The organism is Microbispora sp. H10885, assembly GCF_014161415.1.
Classification (GTDB): domain Bacteria; phylum Actinomycetota; class Actinomycetes; order Streptosporangiales; family Streptosporangiaceae; genus Microbispora; species Microbispora triticiradicis.
On the sequence record NZ_JABBWY010000011.1, the window covers coordinates 243,190 to 260,389 of the forward strand.

Here is a 17,200-nt window from a genome sequence, read left to right on the forward strand (position 1 = left end):
CCCGGGCGCCGCGTCACCTCGCCCGCCCGGCCAGGAACTCCTCCCAGGTCCGCCCGCCCGCGCCGGCGCCGTCCAGGGGCAGGTTCGCGCCGTTGCGGAACGCGCGGGCGGCCCGGCCCGGAGCGGGCATCGGCATGACGAGCCGGCGCCTGCCGACGGCCTTCAGGTAGTCGCGGGCGAGATCCTCCATCGGATACACGTGCGGCCCGGCGACGTCGGGCACCAGACCGGCCGGCGCGCCGAGGGCCAGCCCGGCGAGCCGGGCCGCCACCTCGCCCGCGTCGACCGGCTGGAACCGTACCCCGGCCCAGGTCGGCAGCACCGGCGGCAGCGCGCTCAGCCGGCTCAGCGTCGTCCAGACGAACTCGTGGAACTGGGTGGCGCGCAGGGTGGTCCACGGCAGTCCGCTGCCCTCGACGATCCGTTCGGCCTCCCGCTTGGCGGCGAAGTAGCCGAACATCGCCCGGTCGACGCCGCTGACGACGGGGACGCGATCGGCGCCGACGACCGAGACGAACACGAGGTGCGGCCCGTCCGCCCGGGACGCCGCACTCACCAGGTTGCAGGCCTTGACCTCGTCGCCCTTGGCGCTGCCCGCGCAGTGCACGATGGTGCCGGCGCCCTTCACCGCGGCGTCGAGCCCGTCGCCGGTCGACACGTCACCGGTCACGAACTCCACGCCGTCCCGGTGATCGCGGGCGCTCCTGCTGAGCACGCGCACGCGGTGGCCCGCGTCCCGCAGCAGCGGTACGACGAGCCGCCCGAGCGTGCCGGTGCCGCCGGTGACCAGGGTGAGCGAGGTCATGATGGTCAACTCCTCGGGTCCGGGGGCCCCGGTCACATCGGCCGGGCCCTCTGGGTCTACCAATGAGGGACACCGGGGCGGAGAGGAATGTGACGCGGTGGACGAGCGGGAGTGGCTGACGGAGCGTTTCGAGGAGCACCGCACCCGGCTGCGGGCGGTGGCCTACCGGATGCTCGGCTCGATGAGCGAGGCCGACGACGCCGTACAGGACGCCTGGCTGCGGGTCAGCCGCGCCGGCGCGGGCGGCGTGGAGAACCTCGGCGCGTGGCTCACGACGGTGGTGGCGCGGGTGTGCCTCAACGTGCTGCGCTCCCGTGAACACCGGCGCGAGGAGCATCTGGGGGTGCGCGTGCCCGACCCGGTCATCGATCCCGAGTCGGGGGCCGACCCCGAGCACGAGGCGGTGCTCGCCGACTCGGTCGGGCTCGCGCTGCTGGTGGTGCTCGAAACGCTCTCTCCGGCCGAGCGGCTCGCGTTCGTGCTCCACGACATGTTCGCCGTCCCCTTCGAGGACATCGCGACGATGATCGACCGTTCCCCGGCCGCGGCGCGGCAACTGGCGAGCCGCGCCCGGCGGCGCGTACGGGGACAGGCGCCCGCCCCCGATCCCGACCTCGCCCGGCAGCGTGCGGTCGTCGAGGCGTTCCTGGCCGCCGCCCGTGACGGCGACTTCGACGGGCTCGTCGCCGTGCTCGCCCCCGGCGTCGTGCTGCGGTCCGACGGCGGCGTCGCGCGGGCCCGTCACAGCACCGTCGTCACGGGGGCGCGGGAGGTGGCGGCGCAGGCGGCCGTCTTCGGCTCGCTCTCGCCGTACGCGCGGCCGGCCCTGGTCAACGGGGCCGCCGGAGTCGTCGTCGTGGCGAACGGCCGGCCGCTGTCCGTCATGGCCTTCACCGTCACCGGCGGGAGGATCGCCGCCATCGACGTGCTGTCCGACCCCGAACGCCTGGCCGGGCTCGACCTCACCGTCCTCGGCGACTGAGCACCGCCACCGGCCGCCGTCGAGCGCCGCCGGCCGGGCGGCGTTCGTCCCGGTGCCGGCTTAGCGGCCGGCGGAGCCCGCCTCGCAGCGGCGCTTGAGGCTCTCCGCCTCGGTGCGGACGTACCTGCGGGTGCGCCCGCCGGTGAGCAGGCCCACCAGCGGCGCCAGCGGGCCGGACTGGGCGATCGTGAGAAGGACCGACACCCCGCCGCCCGGCCGGGGCGTGAGCACGTGGCCCGCGACCGTGACGACGCCCCCGCTCGCCGCCCGCCACGTGAAGGACGTGCCGTCGGTGAACTCCGTCACCTCCCAGACCATCGGGGGAAGCGCGGGCTGCTTGATCCGTACGCGGACGCCGGGCCCCAGCGGGCCGTCGCCGGTGTACGCGACCCGGGTCATGGTGGGGAGGAACTCCGGCCACCTGACGACGTCCGCCAGGATCCGCCAGACCCGTTCCTGAGATGCGTCGATGTCGACGCCGGTCTCGAACCGCATCGCAGTTGCCGCTCCTTCTCCGTACCGGAGCCGCGCGGGGGCCCGGGGGCGGACCACCGTGGCTCACGTCACGATGATCACACCTTGTGCCGGCGGTGCCGCACCCGGGCCGCGGCCGACTCACCCCGGCCGGGGTGAGCCGGCCGCGGAAGGGCCGGGCGCCCGGAGGACGCCCGGCCCGCGACATCAGCCGGTCGGCCTCGTCAGACCCGCTTCCACGGGCCGTTCGGGTCGCCGGGCGCCTGGTTGCGGCTGTACCACTTCGCCTGGTAGACGACGCCCTGGTATTCCGCCCGGTCTCCGGTGAGGAAGATCCGTGACGGGGTCCACACGGGGGTGCCGTCCGCCGTGGACACGATCTGCTGCCAGGCCCCGTACGGGTTGCCGGGGATCTGGTTCCTGGAGTACCACGAGTTGAGCCAGACGGTGCCCTGGTAGGTCACCTGGTCGCCGGTGTGGTAGATCGTGCTCGCGGCCCAGGCCGGCGGGTTGTCGATCACGATGGAGACGGTCTGCTCGGTGGTCAGCCCGTTCGTGCCGACCGCGTCGATCCTGAGCTGGTAGGTGCCGTTCGGATAGCCGGTGGTGTCGACGACGAGGTCGGGGTGGAGCCCGTCGTCGTGGCTGCCGGGGGCCTTGGTGTTGTCGGTCAGCGCGACGCCGTCGCGGACGAGCGCGATGGTGGTGTGGGCCACGTCGGACGCCTCGCCGCCGAGGTCGACGGTGAAGGTCGGCGTGCCGGAGACGGAGGCGCCGTCCGCCACCGAGACGTGCTTGATCGTCAGGTAGGGCGCGAGGGTCCAGAAGTGGTCCGGGACGCCGGCGTCACTCGTCGCGGGCGCGGGGCTGGCGACGAGGGTCGCGTTGCGTCCGTTGCCGGACGAGTCCGCGACGGCCGTTCCTCCGTTCTCGTCGAACGTGTAGCGCAGCACGTCGCCCGTGCCGGCCTGCCCGGCCGCGAGGGCGGCCACCTCCGACGCGGTCAGCGCGCGGCCGTAGACGTTGAAGTCGTCCACCGCGGCGGCCAGGTAGGGATCCCCTCCGTACTGCGAGCGGCCGATCCAGTTCTGGGTGGTGGCGCCGAGGTTGGCGGGGCGCCTGGTGACGCCGGGGTTGGTGCCCACCACCTGGTCGTTGACGTAGAGGGTGCCGGTGGTGCCGGACACGGTGACCGTCACCAGCGACCAGGTGTTGAGCGGGAGCGTCGTGGTGGAGCTGATCTGCTGCTCTCCGCCGGCGCCGCTCGTCGTGATGGCGAACCGGAGCCCGGTGTTCTTGTTGAGCGTCAGGAACATGTAGGCCGACGTGCCGGTGCCGAAGTCGAACACCCGCGACCAGGTCGAGTTCTTGGCCGGGTTGACCCACGTGGAGACCGTGAAGTCGCCCGTGACGCCGCTCACCGCGCCCCGCGGCACGTTGACGTACTGGTTGGTCCCGGACAGCGCGACGGCCTTGCCGAGTTTGCCGGCCACCCGGGTGCCGCCGACGCCGGAGGACGTGACGGTGGTGTCGTTCCACTGCACGACCTGGGCGCCCGGGTCCTTGCTCATGCCGTCGACGGCGAGCACCAGACCCGTGCCGTAGTTGACGAGCTGGTTGTGGCCCTTCCCGTCGGGGACGACCTGCCAGAGCTGGGTGTTGCCGCCGGTGTCGGTCTCCACGACGGCGGACGCGCCGTTGCCGGACGAGGCGTCCTTCACCCCGAGCACCAGGCCGCCGGCCGCGTTGACCACCTTGTACAGGCCGGAGCCGGTGGAGACGAGCTTCCACCTCTGCGTGGCGCCGCCCGCGGCGGTGGCCTGGTTCACCAGGGTCCCGGCCGAGGTCCCCGCGTCGTGGGTGTCGAGCGCGAGCCCGCTGTTGAGGTTGGTGATCCGGTACGTGTTCTCGAGGTCGGTCGCCGTACCGGCGCCGCTGATCACCAGGTGGTAGGCGTCGGCGGAGCTCATCGCCACCGGCACGGTGATGGACCCGTCGGTCACCTTGTAGACGGTGTCGGAGATGGTGATCGGGCCGGCGACGGGGTTGGTGCGCCCGTACGACGGGGTGTACTCGAGCGTGGCGTGGACCGTTCCGCCCAGGTCGAGCTTGTCCAGCCCGTCGACCTTGACGGCGGTGGCGCCGCTGCCGCCGCCGAAGACCACGCTGACCTGCTTCTTGTCGGCGGGTACGGCGGCGGCGCCGTCGAGGCCGGTCGTGGCGTTGGGCGGGGTGGTGGTGACCATGTCCCCGCTCATGTCGGCGTACCACTTGTAGAGCCAGTAGGCGCCGTTCGGGCTTCCGCCGGTGCCGGTCAGCAGGTCGCCGAGCGCGCCGTAGCCGTTCCAGAACGCGAGCTCGGCGTCGTGGATGCCGTATCGCTCGAACTTCGCGATGTACCCCACCAGGGAGCCCGGGATGCCCACCTCGGAGGGCGCCGCGTACTCCTCGATGGAGATCGGGCGCGGGCTGATGCCGAGGTCCTTCATGATGGCGTTGACCTTGGCGAGGTCACTCACGATCTTGCCGGAGTTGATCAGTTCGTGCCAGGCGAGGATGTCGGGGACCGTGTCGGTCGCGACCGCGTTCCTGAGGAACTTCTCCATGTCGTTGATGTTGTCGGAGAAGCTCGGGCCCTGGATCGGCGTGGTCGGGTCGAGCGACCGCACCTGGCGGAAGGTCTTCGTCCAGAAGTCCTCGTAGGTGCCGTTGGACGCGAGCCAGGTGTTGTCCGACTCGTTCCACAGCTCCCACGCCGCCATGTTCGTCGCGCCGGACGCCTGGACGGCCTTGACCTGCTGCTCGACGACCGTCGGCCACGTGCTCCAGCTGAACTGGTACGGCCAGCCCGCGTAGTAGTCGGACAGGCGGTTCACGACCTTCGCGCCCGCTCTGGCCGCCTTGTCGGCGACCACCAGCACGTCGCCCTTCGCCTGCTGCCTGCCGCCCACGGCCATCTGGACGAACGTGTTCGGCTTGATGGCCTTGACCAGGGTGTCGGAGGGCGTCGTGTCGTCGGCGAGGCCGTACAAGGACCCCGTCGCGACATGGGTGACCGGGCGGAAGGGCTGGTCGGCCTGCACCACGAGCGTGGCCGCGGGGGCCGGGTCGGCCGACGCGGGCGAGGCGGGAAGGGCGGCCCCCGCGGCCGCGATGGTGAGCGCGGCCACCAGAACCGCTGCCTGGTGGGACGTGCCCTGGCGCCGGTTCGGGCGAAGGCGCGGGGCCGATGCCCTTTCCGGGGGGGATGCCGCTCGAGACATGCGTACTACTCCTTTGCGTTCGTGAACGAGGGAGTCGTTCACACTTGCGTCACGCGTCGTCTCGGAAGGGCAGGGCCGTATCAGCCGGGCGATGTTATCGCTAACATCGGCACGCGTGACGCGGCACGTCCTCCAAGAGGGCGCGTGGCTCCGGGGACCGTTCGGCCCGCGGGAAGCAGGGGATCGTCGAGGATGGCTTGCGAGGTGGCCGGGCGGAGGGGACTCCTCAGTCCTTGACGGCGCCGGCGGTGACTCCCGCGGCGACGTAGCGCTGCGCGAGGACGAGGAGCACGGTGGCGGGGATCGAGGCGATCACGGCGGTGGCCATGATGGCGTTCCACTGCTGGTTGTTGTTGCCGATGTAGTGGTAGATGCCGAGCGTGATGGGCTGGTGGTCGCCGCCCTGGTCGAGGGTGCTGGCGAAGACGAAGTCCGACCAGGCCCACAGGAACGCGAACAGCGAGACCGTGATGACCGCGTTGCGGCTTACCGGCAGCACGACCGACCAGAACGTCCGCAGCGCCCCCGCGCCGTCCACCCGGGCGGCCTGCAACAGTTCCTCTGGGATCCCGGACATGAACGTCGTGAAGATCAGCACCGCGAACGGCACCGCCAGGGTGGAGTCGGCCAGGATCAGCCCCGGCACGGTGTTCAGAACCCCGGTGCTCAGGTAGATCGCGTAGAACCCCATCGCCATGATCACTCCGGGGATCATCTGCGCGACCAGCAGCAGGAAGCTCAGCACGCCGCCGCCGCGCGGGCGCAGCCTGGCCAGCGAGAAGGCGGCCGGGGCGGAGATCACCAGGGTCAGCGCCACCGTGCCGAGCCCCACCACGAGGCTGGTGGCGAGGTAGGGCCCCTGCTGCTCCAGCACGGCCCGGTAGCCCTCCAGCGTCCCGTTCACGGGGAACCAGTCCGGCGGCGACTTGCGCATGTCCTGGTCGCGGGTGAACGACACGTTGATCATCCAGTAGACCGGGAACAGCATGAGCGCGGTGAACACCACGCCCAGGCCGGTGTGCCACCAGGTGCGCCGGTTCGCCGTCATGCCAGTGCCTGCCTTCGCTGTACGCGGATGTAGACGAGGCCGGAGACCAGCGCGATCACGATCAGCAGGTTGCCGACCGCCGCGCCGGGGCCGAAGGAGGGCAGCAGGTTGCCGAAGCCCAGCCGGTACGACCAGGTGGCCAGCGTCGTGGACGCGTCGCTCGGCCCGCCCTTCGTCATGATCCAGATGATGTCGAACACCTTCAGCGTGTAGACCAGCCCGAGCAGCAGCGTGATCGCCGAGACCGGACGCAGCAGCGGGAAGGTCACCCGCCAGAACCGCTGCCAGCCGCTCGCGCCGTCCAGGGCCGCCGCCTCGTGGATGTGGGACGGGATCGCCTGCAGACCGCTGTACAGCACCACGAGGTTGAACGGGATACCGATCCAGATGTTGGCGATGGTCACCGACCACAGCGACCAGTCGGGTGAGGTCAGCCAGTTGACCGGTCCGAGCCCGAACGCGTGCAGGACGGCGTTGACCACACCGGAGTCGCTGTTGAGCATCCACGACCAGGTCGAGGACGACACGATCAGCGGCAGCAGCCACGGCACCAGGAACAGCGCGCGCAGCGTGGCCGACAGCCGGAAGTGCCGGGTGAAGAACACCGCCAGGGCGAGCCCGATGGTGAACTGGAAGGCCAGCGACACCAGGGTGAACACCACCGTGTGCCACAGCGCCGGTCCGAAGGTGGCGTCGCCCACGGCCTTCGCGTAGTTCGCGAGCCCGGTGAACGGCGCGTCCCCCTGCACGAACGACCGTACGGTGTAGTTGCGCAGGCTCAGGTCGACGTTCCGGTACAGCGGATAGGCGTAGAACGCGAGCAGATAGATCACCACCGGCGCGAGGAACGCCCACGCCGTCCACTGCCCTGCGCTCTTTCCTGGCGCGCTCTTTCCTGGCGCGCTCTTGCCCGGCTCGCTCTTGCCCGGCCGCCGTACGATCCGGCGGAGGGCGCCCCCGGCCGCCCCGGCCGGCGCCGGTTCCCGCCCGTCGTCCGCCGTGGGCGCGGCCGGCGTCTCTGTCGCGTGTCTCATGCTTTCCTTCGTCTGACGTCCGCGGGACGGCGACGTGCGCGCGGGTGGATGCTCCTGGGGCCCGCGCGCACCGTGCCTGCTTGCTGCGCGCCTGCTGACTGCGTGCCTGCTGAGTGCGTGCCTACTGGGTGGCGCTCGCCGCCGTGCCCTGGGCGGCCGTCAGCGCCTCCTGCGGCGGCTGCGATCCGCTCAGCGCGGCCTGCATCGCCTTCCACATGGGCTCGGAGATCTTGGGGTACTTCGTGCCGAGATTGTCGCTGGTGCGGCCCTTGGCGGCCTTGACCGCCTCCACCCACACCTTGAGCTCCGGGTTCTGCTCGACCTGCTTGGCCTGCACCGCCTCCGTCGGGGCGATGTACGACAGCGTGGTCGTGGTGTTGAGGGAGTTGTCCGTGCTGGCCAGGCAGGTCACGAGCTGCTGCGTCGTCGCGTAACGGGCCGCGTCCTTCTGCGCGGGGATCGTGACGAACTCGCCGCCGGTCGGCGCGGGGGCGGTGCCGCCGTCCTTGGCGGGGATCGGGATGATGCCGTAGTCGAAGCCGGCCTTCTTGGCGTTGGCGAGCTGCCAGGTGCCGTTCTCGGCGAAGGCGAAGTCGCCGGTCGCGAACTCCTGCCAGCTCGTGGTCTGGGTGTTGTTGATGACGGAGTTGGGGGCGTACCCCTTCTTCACCCAGTCGGCCCACAGCGACAGCGCCGCCACGCCCTGGGGGGAGTCGAGCTTGGTGAGGTTCGCGCCCGAGCCCCAGAACCACGGCAGGAACTGGAAGCTGCCCTCCTCGGTGCCGATCGCCGAGAACGTGATCCCCTTCTTGCCGGCCGCCTTCACCTTCTCCAGCGCCGCCGTCAGCGACGCCCAGTCCTTGATGCCGTCGGCCTCCACCCCGGCCTTCTTCAGCACCTCCTTGTTGTAGTACAGCGCGAGGGTGTTGGCCCCGATCGGGATGCCGTACGTCTTGCCGCCGAGCTGGCCCGCCGCCAGCAGGTTCGGCGACACGGCCGAGGTGTCGATCTTCGTCTCGTCCGTCGAGGTCAGCACCCCCGCCTCGGCCAGCGTCGAGACGACCGGGTTGTCCACGATGAGCACGTCGGGCGAGTTGCCCTGCTGCGCCGCGAGCAGCGCCTTGTTGGTCAGGTCGGTGGTGTCGTAGCCGGTCCGCTTGACGGTCACGCCGGCCTGGGTGCCGCACTGGGTGAGCAGCTTCACCCAGTCGGAGGAGTCGTCGAACTGCGGGTACGGGTCCCAGATCGTGTAGGTCCCGCCCCCGGCGGCCGCCTGGCTCGCGCCCGCCGAGGAGGTGTCTCCGTCACCGCCACCGGACGACCCGGAGCACGCGGTCAGTCCGCCCGCGAGGGCGAGAGCCGCCAGGCCCAGGCCGGTGGCGCGCCGGCCCCTGTCGAGGCTTTCCATATCGTTCTTCCTTTCGACGGCCGGCGTCCGGCCGCCCATTCTGCGCTGGGGGGGGTAGAGCAGGAGGTGAAGCGGGGCCACCCGCCCCGAGTCCGGCGAGGCGCGCCACGGGCGGTTCCCATCGGCTTTCGCGGGCCGCGTGCCAGGCGCGGCCCGCGCGGTCATCCCGTGGCGGCGATCGGAATCCAGACCCGCATCGGGCCCTCGCTCCGGTTGCCCCACAGGAAGTACGGCACCGCCGTGAGCGTGAAGGGGGTGCCACGTCGCCCCCGTCCGCTCGTGGCGGTGTAGAGCGCGTCGCCGGTGTCGGCGAGCGTGCCGCCGGCGGTGAGGACGACCGGGAACTCCGGCAGGTCCTCCCGGCGGTCCGCGACGGCCGGTGCCGCGGGGTCCAGCCGCACGTCCTCCATGACCGCGCCGGGCGGCAGGTCGGCCTGCTCCAGGCAGTACACGAGCGGCCCGCGGGCCAGCGCCACGCAGCCGCGTACGGCGTCCACCCGTGGATGCGCGCTCACCTGCCGGACCGGCATCTCCAGATCGAGGACGACGGTCGTGCCCGGCGCCCAGGCCCGGGTGAGCCGTACGTAGCCGTCCCGGACGGGGGCTATCACCGGGCCGCCGTCGATGCGTACGGTGTGCGCTTCGCACCATTCCGGCACGCGCAGCGCGAGGGTCCAGGGGACGGCCGCGGCGCCGTCCAGGGTCAGCTCGATCCGGCCCCGCCAGGGATACTCGGTGCGCATGTCCACCCGTACGGCGGAGCCCGCGACCTCGGTGTCCACGCTGCCCGAGGCGTACAGGTGGATCTGCAGGCCGTCCTCGTGGGCGGTGGCCAGGTAGCCGTGCAGGGAGGCCATCAGCCGGGCGATGTTGGGCGGGCAGCAGGCGCAGGTGTACCAGGGCAGCCGCCGTGCCGCCGACTCCTCTCCGGCGCCCGTGTGCCCCGTGCGCAGCTGCAGGGGGTTGGAGTAGAAGAAGTGCCTGCCGTCGTGGGACACGGCGACGGCGACCGCGTTGTACAGCGCCCGTTCCATCTCGTCGGCGTACCGCGCGCGGCCGGTCGCCAGCAGCAGCCGCCAGTTCCACTGGAAGCTCGCGATGGCCGCGCAGGTCTCGGCGTACGCCCGGTCCGGCGGCAGTTCGTACGGATCGCCGTACGCCTCGTCGCGGTGGCGCGACCCGTGCGCCCCGGTCACGTAGGTGCGGCGGCGCACGGCGTCCTCCCACAGTCGCTCGGCGGCGTCGAGCAGTGTGCGGTCGCCGGTCTCCACGCCGACGTCGACCATCCCGGCCAGGAGGTAGAGCTGGCGTACGGAGTGCCCGGCGACCTCCGTGGCCTCGCGTACGGGCACGTGGTCCTGGTAGTAGACGGGGCCGAACCGGCCGGGCCCGAGCAGCCCCCGTCCGCGCAGGTCGAGGAACCGGCGGGCCAGGTCCAGGTAGGGCCGGTGCCCGGTCAGCCGGTACAGCTCGGCCAGGGCTGTCTCGATCTCCGGGTGCCCGCAGACCTCGTCGGCGCCGCCCGGCCCGAAGCGCTCCACCAGCAGGTCGGCGAAACGGCGGGCGACGGCCACCAGGCCGGGGCTCACGCCGGTCCTGGCGGCGGCCACGGCGGCCTGGATGAGATGGCCGGCGCAGTACAGCTCGTGGCTCCACTCCGGCTTGCGCCACCGGTCCTCGGGCGCGGCGACGGTGAAGTAGGAGTTGAGGTAGCCGTCCGGCTGCTGGGCGCGGGCGAGCAACGCGGCCGTGTCGTCCACGAACGACCGCAGCCCGGCGTCGCCGGGTGAGCGCCCGAGCTCCCAGGCGGCGGCCTCCAGGGTCTTGTGGACGTCGGAGTCGGCGAACCACATGCCCGCGAACGCCTCATCCGCCTCCCCCGCGGCGGCGCGAAGGTTGCCGATGTTCCCGGCGCCGTGCAGGTTGTCCACGCAGTGCGGGAGCGTGACCGCGGCGTTGCGCCGCTGCCACCGCCCCAGCAGGCCGTCCGGATCGAGACGGACCTGGTCCGGACCCAGCGGCCACAGCGCGGTGACCGCCCCGGGCCCCGGAGCGACCGGCCCCGTGGCGCCGTCGGGTGCGGAGGGGGCCGGCGCCTGGATCGGGCGGACGCCGGGAGCGGCGGGTGTGTCTGACAGCTTCTGCTGAGTCATGCCTCAATCTTTCGTGCGACAGGGACGTCCGTCACGCCGCCGAGGACCTGTCCCGGTTACGGCGAGGAACATGCAGCAGGAAAAAATTAGGAAAGAAGGAAAACGATTGCCGTCACGGTATCCAACCTGGATCAGGACCGTCAATAGCCTGTTTCCATGCTGTTACAGTGAGCTTGCGGGCGATTGCGAGGCCTATAAAGTGAGGCCTAGGCAACCGGCAAGGAAAGTGGGGGAAACGTGGGGAAGTCGGAGCGTCATGCCACGATCGCCGACGTCGCGGCGCTCGCCGGGGTGTCGGTCGGCACGGTCTCCAAGGCCCTCAACGGTCGCGGGTCGTTGCGCGAGGAGACCCGGATGCGGGTGCGCGAGGCGGCCAGGCAGTTGGCGTTCGAGGCCAACGCGGGTGCGCGGAGCCTGCACTCGGGACGCACCTACACGGTCGGCATGATCACCACCGACACGATCGGGCGGTTCAGCATCCCCGTGCTGATGGGCGCGGAGGACGCGTTGGGCGCCGGGGAGATGTCGGTCTTCCTCTGCGACGGGCGCGACGACCCCATTCGCGAGCAGTACTACGTCAAGACCCTCCTCAGCCGCCGGGTCGACGGCATGATCGTGACCGGCCGGCGCACCGAGGCGCGGGCGCCCATCGGCGCCAACCTGCCGGTGCCCGTGGTCTACGCCTTCATCAGCTCCTCCGACCCCCAGGACTGCTCGGTGGTCCCGGACGAGGCGGGCGGCGCGCGCAAGGCGATCGAGCATCTCCTGGCCGTCGGGCGCACCCGGATCGCCCACATCACCGGACCCGAGCACCACGACTCCGCCCGGGTGCGCGCGGCCGCGGCGACGGAGCGGCTCACCGAGGCCGGGCTGTCCCTGGTCGCTCCACCGCTGTTCGGCGGGTGGAGCGAGGTGTGGGGACGTCAGGCCGTCGGCATCCTCCTGGCCGGCCGGGCCGAGTTCGACGCCGTCTTCTGCGGCAACGACCAGATCGCCCGGGGCGTCTGCGACGCGCTGCGGGCCGCCGGGCGCCGGGTTCCCCAGGACGTCGCCCTCATCGGCTTCGACAACTGGGATGTCATGACCGAGGCCAGCCAGCCGCCGCTGACCAGCATCGACCTGAACCTCGAAGGGCTCGGCCGTTCGGCGGCCGAGATGCTGCTGGCGGCCATCAACGGCTCCCCCTCCCCGGGCCGCCACGCCCACCCGTGCCGGCTCGTGGTGCGGGAGTCCACCTCGGTGCCGCTCTCGTGACCGGTCCGGCCGCCCGGCCGTAACGCCCGGCCGCGCCGCCGCACCCGTTCCAGTGTCTTGTTTGCGGTGACTTGCCTAGATCGTCCCTTCCAACCTAGTATTCCGGCAGAGTTACTAGGAAATGCCTGCCGCCCCTGAGGCGCGCAGTGCGGGAAGGGGCGCACCATGCCCACGACCACGCCCGCGACCCTGCCGTCCACGGCCCAGTCCGTGGACACCCTCTGGTTCACCCGCTGTCCGGTCCCGACGGCGAGCGGACTCGCCCACGCGCTCGGCTGGCTGGCCGGCCGCTACGCGGACCTGGGCGTCGACATCGGGGTCCTGCAGGACGCGCCCCTGGAGATCGCCAGGCACCACTACGACCACGACCTCGTCGGCCTGATCCGCGAAGGGGGGAACGTCCCCGCCATCGCGGCCCGCGCCGAGGGCGCCAGGACCCGCCTGATCGGGCTGACCTGGATCGACGAGGGACAGTCGATCGTGGTCCGCGGGGACTCCGCGATCGACTCGCCGGCCGCCCTGCGCGGCGCCCGGGTCGCGGTCCCCGGCTGGGCCGCGACCAGGGACACCAGCATGGCCCGCGCCATGGCCCTGCACGGGTTCAAGGGCGCGCTCGGCCTCGCGGGCCTGTCGCTCGACGACGTCGAGTTCGTCGAGCTGCCGCTCGACCCGGTGGTGCCTCCCGGGCGTGTCCGCGCCGAGCGGGCCGCGCCGCGCTTCCCCGAGCTGGACGCGCTCGCCGCCGGCCGCGTCGACGCGGTGTACGCCAAGGGCGCCGCGGCGCTGGAGGAGGCCCGCCTCCGCGGCGCCGTGGTCGGCATCGACCTGGACGCGCTGCCGGCGCGGCGCTCCAGGGTGAACAACGGCACCCCGCGGCCGATCACCGTGCACGAGGACCTGCTGCGGTCGCGGCCCGAGCTCGTGGTCGAGTTCCTGGTCCAGTCGCTGCGCGCGGCCGACTGGGCGGCGGGCGACCTGGAGGGCGTTCGCCAGGTGCTGGCCGCCGAGACCGGCTCCGGCGCCGACGGGGTGCTCCTCGCCTACCGCGACGGGTTCCACCGCACCCTGCACCCCACGCTGGACGACGAGCGCGTCGACCTGCTGCGGACACAGAAGGCGTTCCTCCAGCGCCACGGCTTCCTGAGCGCCGACTTCGACCTCGACTCCTGGATCGACCCCGACCCGCTGCGGCTCGCGTACGAGCGCGTCTCCCGGCGGGACTGACCCGAAAGGCCATGCAGTGATCAGCACACCCACGCCCGGCGGCCCCGGCTCCGCGGCCCGCCCCGCCGGACGTGCATCCGTCCGCCGCCTCCTGTTCCCGGTGGCGGTCGCCGCCCTCGGCGCGCTGCTGGCCGCCTGCGGCGGTCCCGCGGCGTCGTCCGAGACCGGGCAGGGCTCCGGGCAGGGCTCCGGACAGGGAGTCGACACAGTACGCGTCGGCGTCATCGCCGGATCGCCCCCCGGCGTGTACTCCGCGATCGAGAACGGGTTCTTCGCCAAGGAGCGCATCAAGGTCGAGCTCGTGACCCTCAGCGGCGGTCCCGCTCTGGTGGCGGCCACCGAGGGCGGGTCCATCGACATCGCCTGGGCCGACATCTTCGCCTGGACCTCCGCCATCCAGCAGGGGTTCAAGCTGACGATCATCAATCCGGCCAACGCACTGAAGCCCGGTCAGCCGGTCAACGTCATCGTGGCCAAGCCGGGCAGCGGCATCACCTCCGCGAAGGACCTGGCCGGCCGGAAGCTCGGCGTCCCGGCGCAGGCGCTGACCACCGTACAGATAAAGAAGTGGCTGGAGGACCAGGGGCTCGACCCGAACGGGCCGAAGTACACGACGGTGCAGGACCGCACCACCTCCGGCGGGCTGGTCGCCCAGGGCACGCTCGACGCGGCGGCCACCAGCGGGGCGTACGTCACCGCCTGGCAGGCGCAGTACGGCCTGACGGTGGCCGGCGCGTTCGACTCCGGCGTCCCGGACGGCGCGGCGACCTCCGGCTACGGCGCCAAGCGCGCGTACGCCGAGGCCCACCCCGACCTGATCAAGCGTTTCGTGCGGGCCGTCCGGCAGGGGGTGACCGCGTTCCAGTCGGTCGCCCCGCTGGAGCAGAACACCCTGCTGGTGAAGTACGGCGGCGCCGACGTCGGCAAGCTGGAGTCCAAGTATCCGGGCGCCCTGCAGAAGGCCTCGGCGGCGACCAGCGGCGAGTTGCGCGGCCCGTTCGACGTGGCGGCGGAGAACAAGTGGATCGAGATCGGCGCGCGGTACGGCGCGCTGAAGCAGGCGATCGACCTCACGCCCTACCTGTGGCCCACCGCCACGGCCGCCAATCCCTGACCTCACGACGAACGCTGGGAGCTCTTCGGATGGCGATTTCGACGACATCGGTGACATCCTCGGCATCGGCGGCATCGGTCGCGTCCCCGGCCGGCGGCGCCGGACGTCCCGCGCCCCTGCTGGAGGCCGAGGACGTCCGGATGACCTACCGCGGCCGGCGGCGCGAGGTCACCGCACTGCGCGACCTGTCCCTGCGCGTCGGCACGGGGGAGTTCGTCGCCGTGGTCGGCCGTTCCGGCTGCGGCAAGTCCACGCTGCTGCGGCTCCTCAGCGGGCTGCTCCCCGCGTCGGCGGGGGAGATCCGGGTGGCGGGGCAGCCGATCGACGGGCCGCCGCGGCAGGCCCGCTGCGTCTTCCAGGACTACGCGCAGTCCCTGCTGCCGTGGAAGACCGTGGCGGGCAACGTCCGGTTCGGCCTGCGGCACGCGTACGCGGCCCCGGCGGGGGACCACGACGCGCTGGTGGCGCACTACCTCGACCTGGTCGGCCTCGGTCACGCGGCCGACCGCTACCCCTGGGAGCTGTCCGGCGGGATGCAGCAGCGGGCGGCCATCGCCCGGGCGCTGGCCGCCGGGCCCCGGCTGCTGCTGATGGACGAGGCGTTCAGCGGCGTGGACGCGCTGAGCCGGGCCACGCTGCAGGACGTGATCCTGCGTGCCTGGGCCGAGGCCGGGGTGACCGTGCTGTTCGTCACCCACGACATCGACGAGGCCGTCTACCTCGCCGACCGGGTCGTGGTGCTGCACCCGGAGGGCCACGGCGTGCTCGCGGACGTGCGCACGGACCTGCCCCGCCCGCGCGAGCAGGTGACCACCCGGGAGCTGCCGGACTTCCTCCGGCACCGGCGCGACCTGCTGAACCTGGTGCTGGACTGAAAGGACGCGGCCGATGGCCACAGACTCCACCGTGACGACGCCCCGGCGGGCGGGTCGCCTGCCGCGCGCGCTGCGCAGCAGGTTCTTCGGCTGGCTCGTCTTCGCCGGCGTCCTGCTCGCCTGGCAGCGCTACGCCTCCACCCATCCGTCGCCCAGGTACGCCACCGTGACCGACGTCGCCGCCAAATGGTGGAGCGAGATCCTCGGCGGGCCGCTGCCGGCCGCGATCCTGCAGACGCTGCGCACGATGCTGATCGGGTACGCCGTCGCCGCCGTCCTGGCGGTGGCCGTCGGCGTGCTCATGGCCCGCGTGCGGTTCGTCTACGTGCTGGTCGAACCCCCGCTCGAACTGCTGCGGCCGATGCCGATCTCGGCGGTGATCCCGCTGCTCATCCTCTACCTCGGCATCGACGACGCGATGAAGATCAGCGTGGTCGCGCTGGCCGCGTTCTTCCACATCCTGCTGAACGCGTACTCGGGGGCGGGCTCCACCCCGCGCACGATGATGGACACCGCCCGCACCTTCGGGCTGACCTGGCGGCAGACCATGGCCGAGGTCGTGATCCCGGCCGCCGCGCCGGCCATCTTCGTCGGCCTCCGTTCGGCCCTCGCCGCGTCGCTGGTCATCTCGGTGGTGGTCGGGATGATCGCCGGAAACGACGGGCTCGGCCACCTTCTGATGATCCAGCAGCAGAGCTTCCTGGTGACCGACCTGATCGTCGGCGCGGTGACGATCGCGATGCTCGGCTACCTCCTCAACTTCGCGTTCCTGTTCGTCGAGAGACGGATCCTGCACTGGCACTTCGGCGCCACCCGCGCCCAGGACTGAGATCCACGAGAAAGAAAGAAGACCAATGACGTCGACACTGACGAGCCCCGTCCGGGAGGACGGCTGGCTCACCGCCGGAGAGGTCGTGCTGACCGGCGCCGACGCGGCCGTGCGCGCCGACCTCATCAAGGCCGTGCACCTGCTGCACCAGCTGGGCGCGCTGCGGAACCCCTACTCGGCCAACGCCAGCGTCCGGCTCCCGGGCTCCCCGGGACATGTGCTGATCAACGCCAAGGGGCTGCCCGCCGACATCTCCGAGCAGGATTTCGGCGTGGTGACGCTGGACGGCGACCTGGTCGCCGGGAGGCTCGGCCCCGGCGTGCGGCAGGTCCTCCAGATGCACACCCTGGCCTACGCCCGTCCCGGCGTGCACGCGGTCATCCACACGCACTCGCTCCACGCCACCGCGTTCGCCCTGGCGCACCGGCCCATTCCGCCGAACTACGAGCCGCTGGTCAACCGCGGGCAGACGGTGGAGATCCCCTGCGCGCCGTACCGCGCGCGCAACAACGGAGATCTCGGCGCCTCGATCACCGCGCTCCTGGAACAACACCCGGACACCAGGGCCGTGCTGCTGGCCAACCACGGGCTGCTCGCCTTCGACGACGGCCCGCTGAGCACGGCGCGGCTGGTCGCCACGATCGAGGAGGCGGCGGCCCTGGAGATCCTCGCCGCACCCCTGGGCGGCTCGAAGCCGATCGTCCGATGAGCCGGAACACGATGAGCCGGAGCACGAC

Annotated in this window: 14 protein-coding genes; 7 read left to right on the forward strand and 7 right to left on the reverse strand. The window is 72.0% G+C overall.

Annotated features, from left to right (window positions below):
* Window positions 1-13 precede the first annotated feature (13 nt).
* Window positions 14-805, reverse strand: a complete 792-nt coding sequence (locus tag HHX37_RS28175; RefSeq protein WP_182887399.1) for an SDR family oxidoreductase — start codon at window positions 803-805, stop codon at window positions 14-16.
* 97 nt (window positions 806-902) lie between these two features.
* Here HHX37_RS28175 and sigJ point away from each other — a divergent pair, with 97 nt between their 5' ends.
* Entirely contained in the window at window positions 903-1,787 is an 885-nt protein-coding gene (sigJ, locus tag HHX37_RS28180; protein WP_310740569.1) for an RNA polymerase sigma factor SigJ, read from the forward strand.
* A 60-nt stretch (window positions 1,788-1,847) separates the two neighbouring features.
* Here the strand turns inward: sigJ and HHX37_RS28185 are convergent, their stop codons facing one another.
* The 6 genes from HHX37_RS28185 to HHX37_RS28210 all read right to left on the reverse strand — a co-directional run bounded on the left by HHX37_RS28185 (window position 1,848) and on the right by HHX37_RS28210 (window position 11,167).
* The gene (locus tag HHX37_RS28185; protein WP_182887400.1) at window positions 1,848-2,282 is read right to left on the reverse strand and encodes an SRPBCC family protein; all 435 of its coding nucleotides are present in this window, start codon (window positions 2,280-2,282) and stop codon (window positions 1,848-1,850) included.
* A 203-nt stretch (window positions 2,283-2,485) separates the two neighbouring features.
* The gene (locus tag HHX37_RS37960) at window positions 2,486-5,431 is read right to left on the reverse strand and encodes a LamG-like jellyroll fold domain-containing protein (RefSeq protein WP_220503220.1); all 2,946 of its coding nucleotides are present in this window, start codon (window positions 5,429-5,431) and stop codon (window positions 2,486-2,488) included.
* A 319-nt stretch (window positions 5,432-5,750) separates the two neighbouring features.
* Window positions 5,751-6,572, reverse strand: a complete 822-nt coding sequence (locus tag HHX37_RS28195; RefSeq protein WP_182887402.1) for a carbohydrate ABC transporter permease — start codon at window positions 6,570-6,572, stop codon at window positions 5,751-5,753.
* Window positions 6,569-7,606, reverse strand: coding sequence for a carbohydrate ABC transporter permease (locus HHX37_RS28200; protein WP_182887403.1), 1,038 nt, complete (start codon window positions 7,604-7,606; stop codon window positions 6,569-6,571). Before HHX37_RS28200 ends, HHX37_RS28195 begins: the two co-directional genes overlap by 4 nt.
* A 121-nt stretch (window positions 7,607-7,727) precedes the next feature.
* Window positions 7,728-9,014 carry a sugar ABC transporter substrate-binding protein gene (locus tag HHX37_RS28205; protein ID WP_182887404.1) on the reverse strand — a complete coding sequence of 429 codons (1,287 nt, stop codon included), beginning with the start codon at window positions 9,012-9,014 and terminating at the stop codon, window positions 7,728-7,730.
* A gap of 161 nt (window positions 9,015-9,175) precedes the next feature.
* Window positions 9,176-11,167 (reverse strand): glycoside hydrolase family 127 protein, encoded by a 1,992-nt coding sequence (locus HHX37_RS28210; protein WP_182887405.1) that lies wholly within the window; start codon window positions 11,165-11,167, stop codon window positions 9,176-9,178.
* Window positions 11,168-11,404: 237 nt separating this feature from the next.
* On the opposite strand from HHX37_RS28210, the gene HHX37_RS28215 reads away from it, so the two are divergent.
* The 6 genes from HHX37_RS28215 (at window position 11,405) to HHX37_RS28240 (ending at window position 17,172) form a co-directional block, all read left to right on the forward strand.
* A complete protein-coding gene (locus HHX37_RS28215; RefSeq protein ID WP_182887406.1) occupies window positions 11,405-12,421 on the forward strand; it encodes a LacI family DNA-binding transcriptional regulator in 1,017 nt (338 codons plus the stop codon).
* A 165-nt stretch (window positions 12,422-12,586) separates the two neighbouring features.
* A complete protein-coding gene (locus tag HHX37_RS28220) occupies window positions 12,587-13,645 on the forward strand; it encodes an ABC transporter substrate-binding protein (protein WP_182883714.1) in 1,059 nt (352 codons plus the stop codon).
* Between the two features lie 16 nt (window positions 13,646-13,661).
* Entirely contained in the window at window positions 13,662-14,759 is a 1,098-nt protein-coding gene (locus HHX37_RS28225) for an ABC transporter substrate-binding protein (RefSeq protein ID WP_182887407.1), read from the forward strand.
* Window positions 14,760-14,788: 29 nt separating this feature from the next.
* Window positions 14,789-15,634 (forward strand): ABC transporter ATP-binding protein, encoded by an 846-nt coding sequence (locus HHX37_RS28230; protein ID WP_259406823.1) that lies wholly within the window; start codon window positions 14,789-14,791, stop codon window positions 15,632-15,634.
* Window positions 15,635-15,647: 13 nt separating this feature from the next.
* Complete coding sequence (locus HHX37_RS28235; RefSeq protein ID WP_182883716.1) at window positions 15,648-16,463, forward strand: ABC transporter permease; 816 nt, start codon at window positions 15,648-15,650, stop codon at window positions 16,461-16,463.
* A 25-nt stretch (window positions 16,464-16,488) separates the two neighbouring features.
* A complete protein-coding gene (locus tag HHX37_RS28240) occupies window positions 16,489-17,172 on the forward strand; it encodes a class II aldolase/adducin family protein (protein ID WP_138461714.1) in 684 nt (227 codons plus the stop codon).
* Window positions 17,173-17,200 lie beyond the last annotated feature (28 nt).

Bases quoted from the DNA above. Each gene is read 5' to 3' on its own strand.
- HHX37_RS28185 (WP_182887400.1), bottom strand. From the start codon at position 2,282: ATGCGGTTCGAGACCGGCGTCGACATCGACGCATCTCAGGAACGGGTC.
- HHX37_RS28200 (WP_182887403.1), bottom strand. From the start codon at position 7,606: ATGAGACACGCGACAGAGACGCCGGCCGCGCCCACGGCGGACGACGGG.
- HHX37_RS28205 (WP_182887404.1), bottom strand. From the start codon at position 9,014: ATGGAAAGCCTCGACAGGGGCCGGCGCGCCACCGGCCTGGGCCTGGCG.
- HHX37_RS28240 (WP_138461714.1), top strand. From the start codon at position 16,489: ATGACGTCGACACTGACGAGCCCCGTCCGGGAGGACGGCTGGCTCACC.
- HHX37_RS28210 (WP_182887405.1), bottom strand. From the start codon at position 11,167: ATGACTCAGCAGAAGCTGTCAGACACACCCGCCGCTCCCGGCGTCCGC.
- HHX37_RS28235 (WP_182883716.1), top strand. From the start codon at position 15,648: ATGGCCACAGACTCCACCGTGACGACGCCCCGGCGGGCGGGTCGCCTG.
- HHX37_RS28230 (WP_259406823.1), top strand. From the start codon at position 14,789: ATGGCGATTTCGACGACATCGGTGACATCCTCGGCATCGGCGGCATCG.
- HHX37_RS28175 (WP_182887399.1), bottom strand. From the start codon at position 805: ATGACCTCGCTCACCCTGGTCACCGGCGGCACCGGCACGCTCGGGCGG.
- HHX37_RS28220 (WP_182883714.1), top strand. From the start codon at position 12,587: ATGCCCACGACCACGCCCGCGACCCTGCCGTCCACGGCCCAGTCCGTG.
- HHX37_RS28195 (WP_182887402.1), bottom strand. From the start codon at position 6,572: ATGACGGCGAACCGGCGCACCTGGTGGCACACCGGCCTGGGCGTGGTG.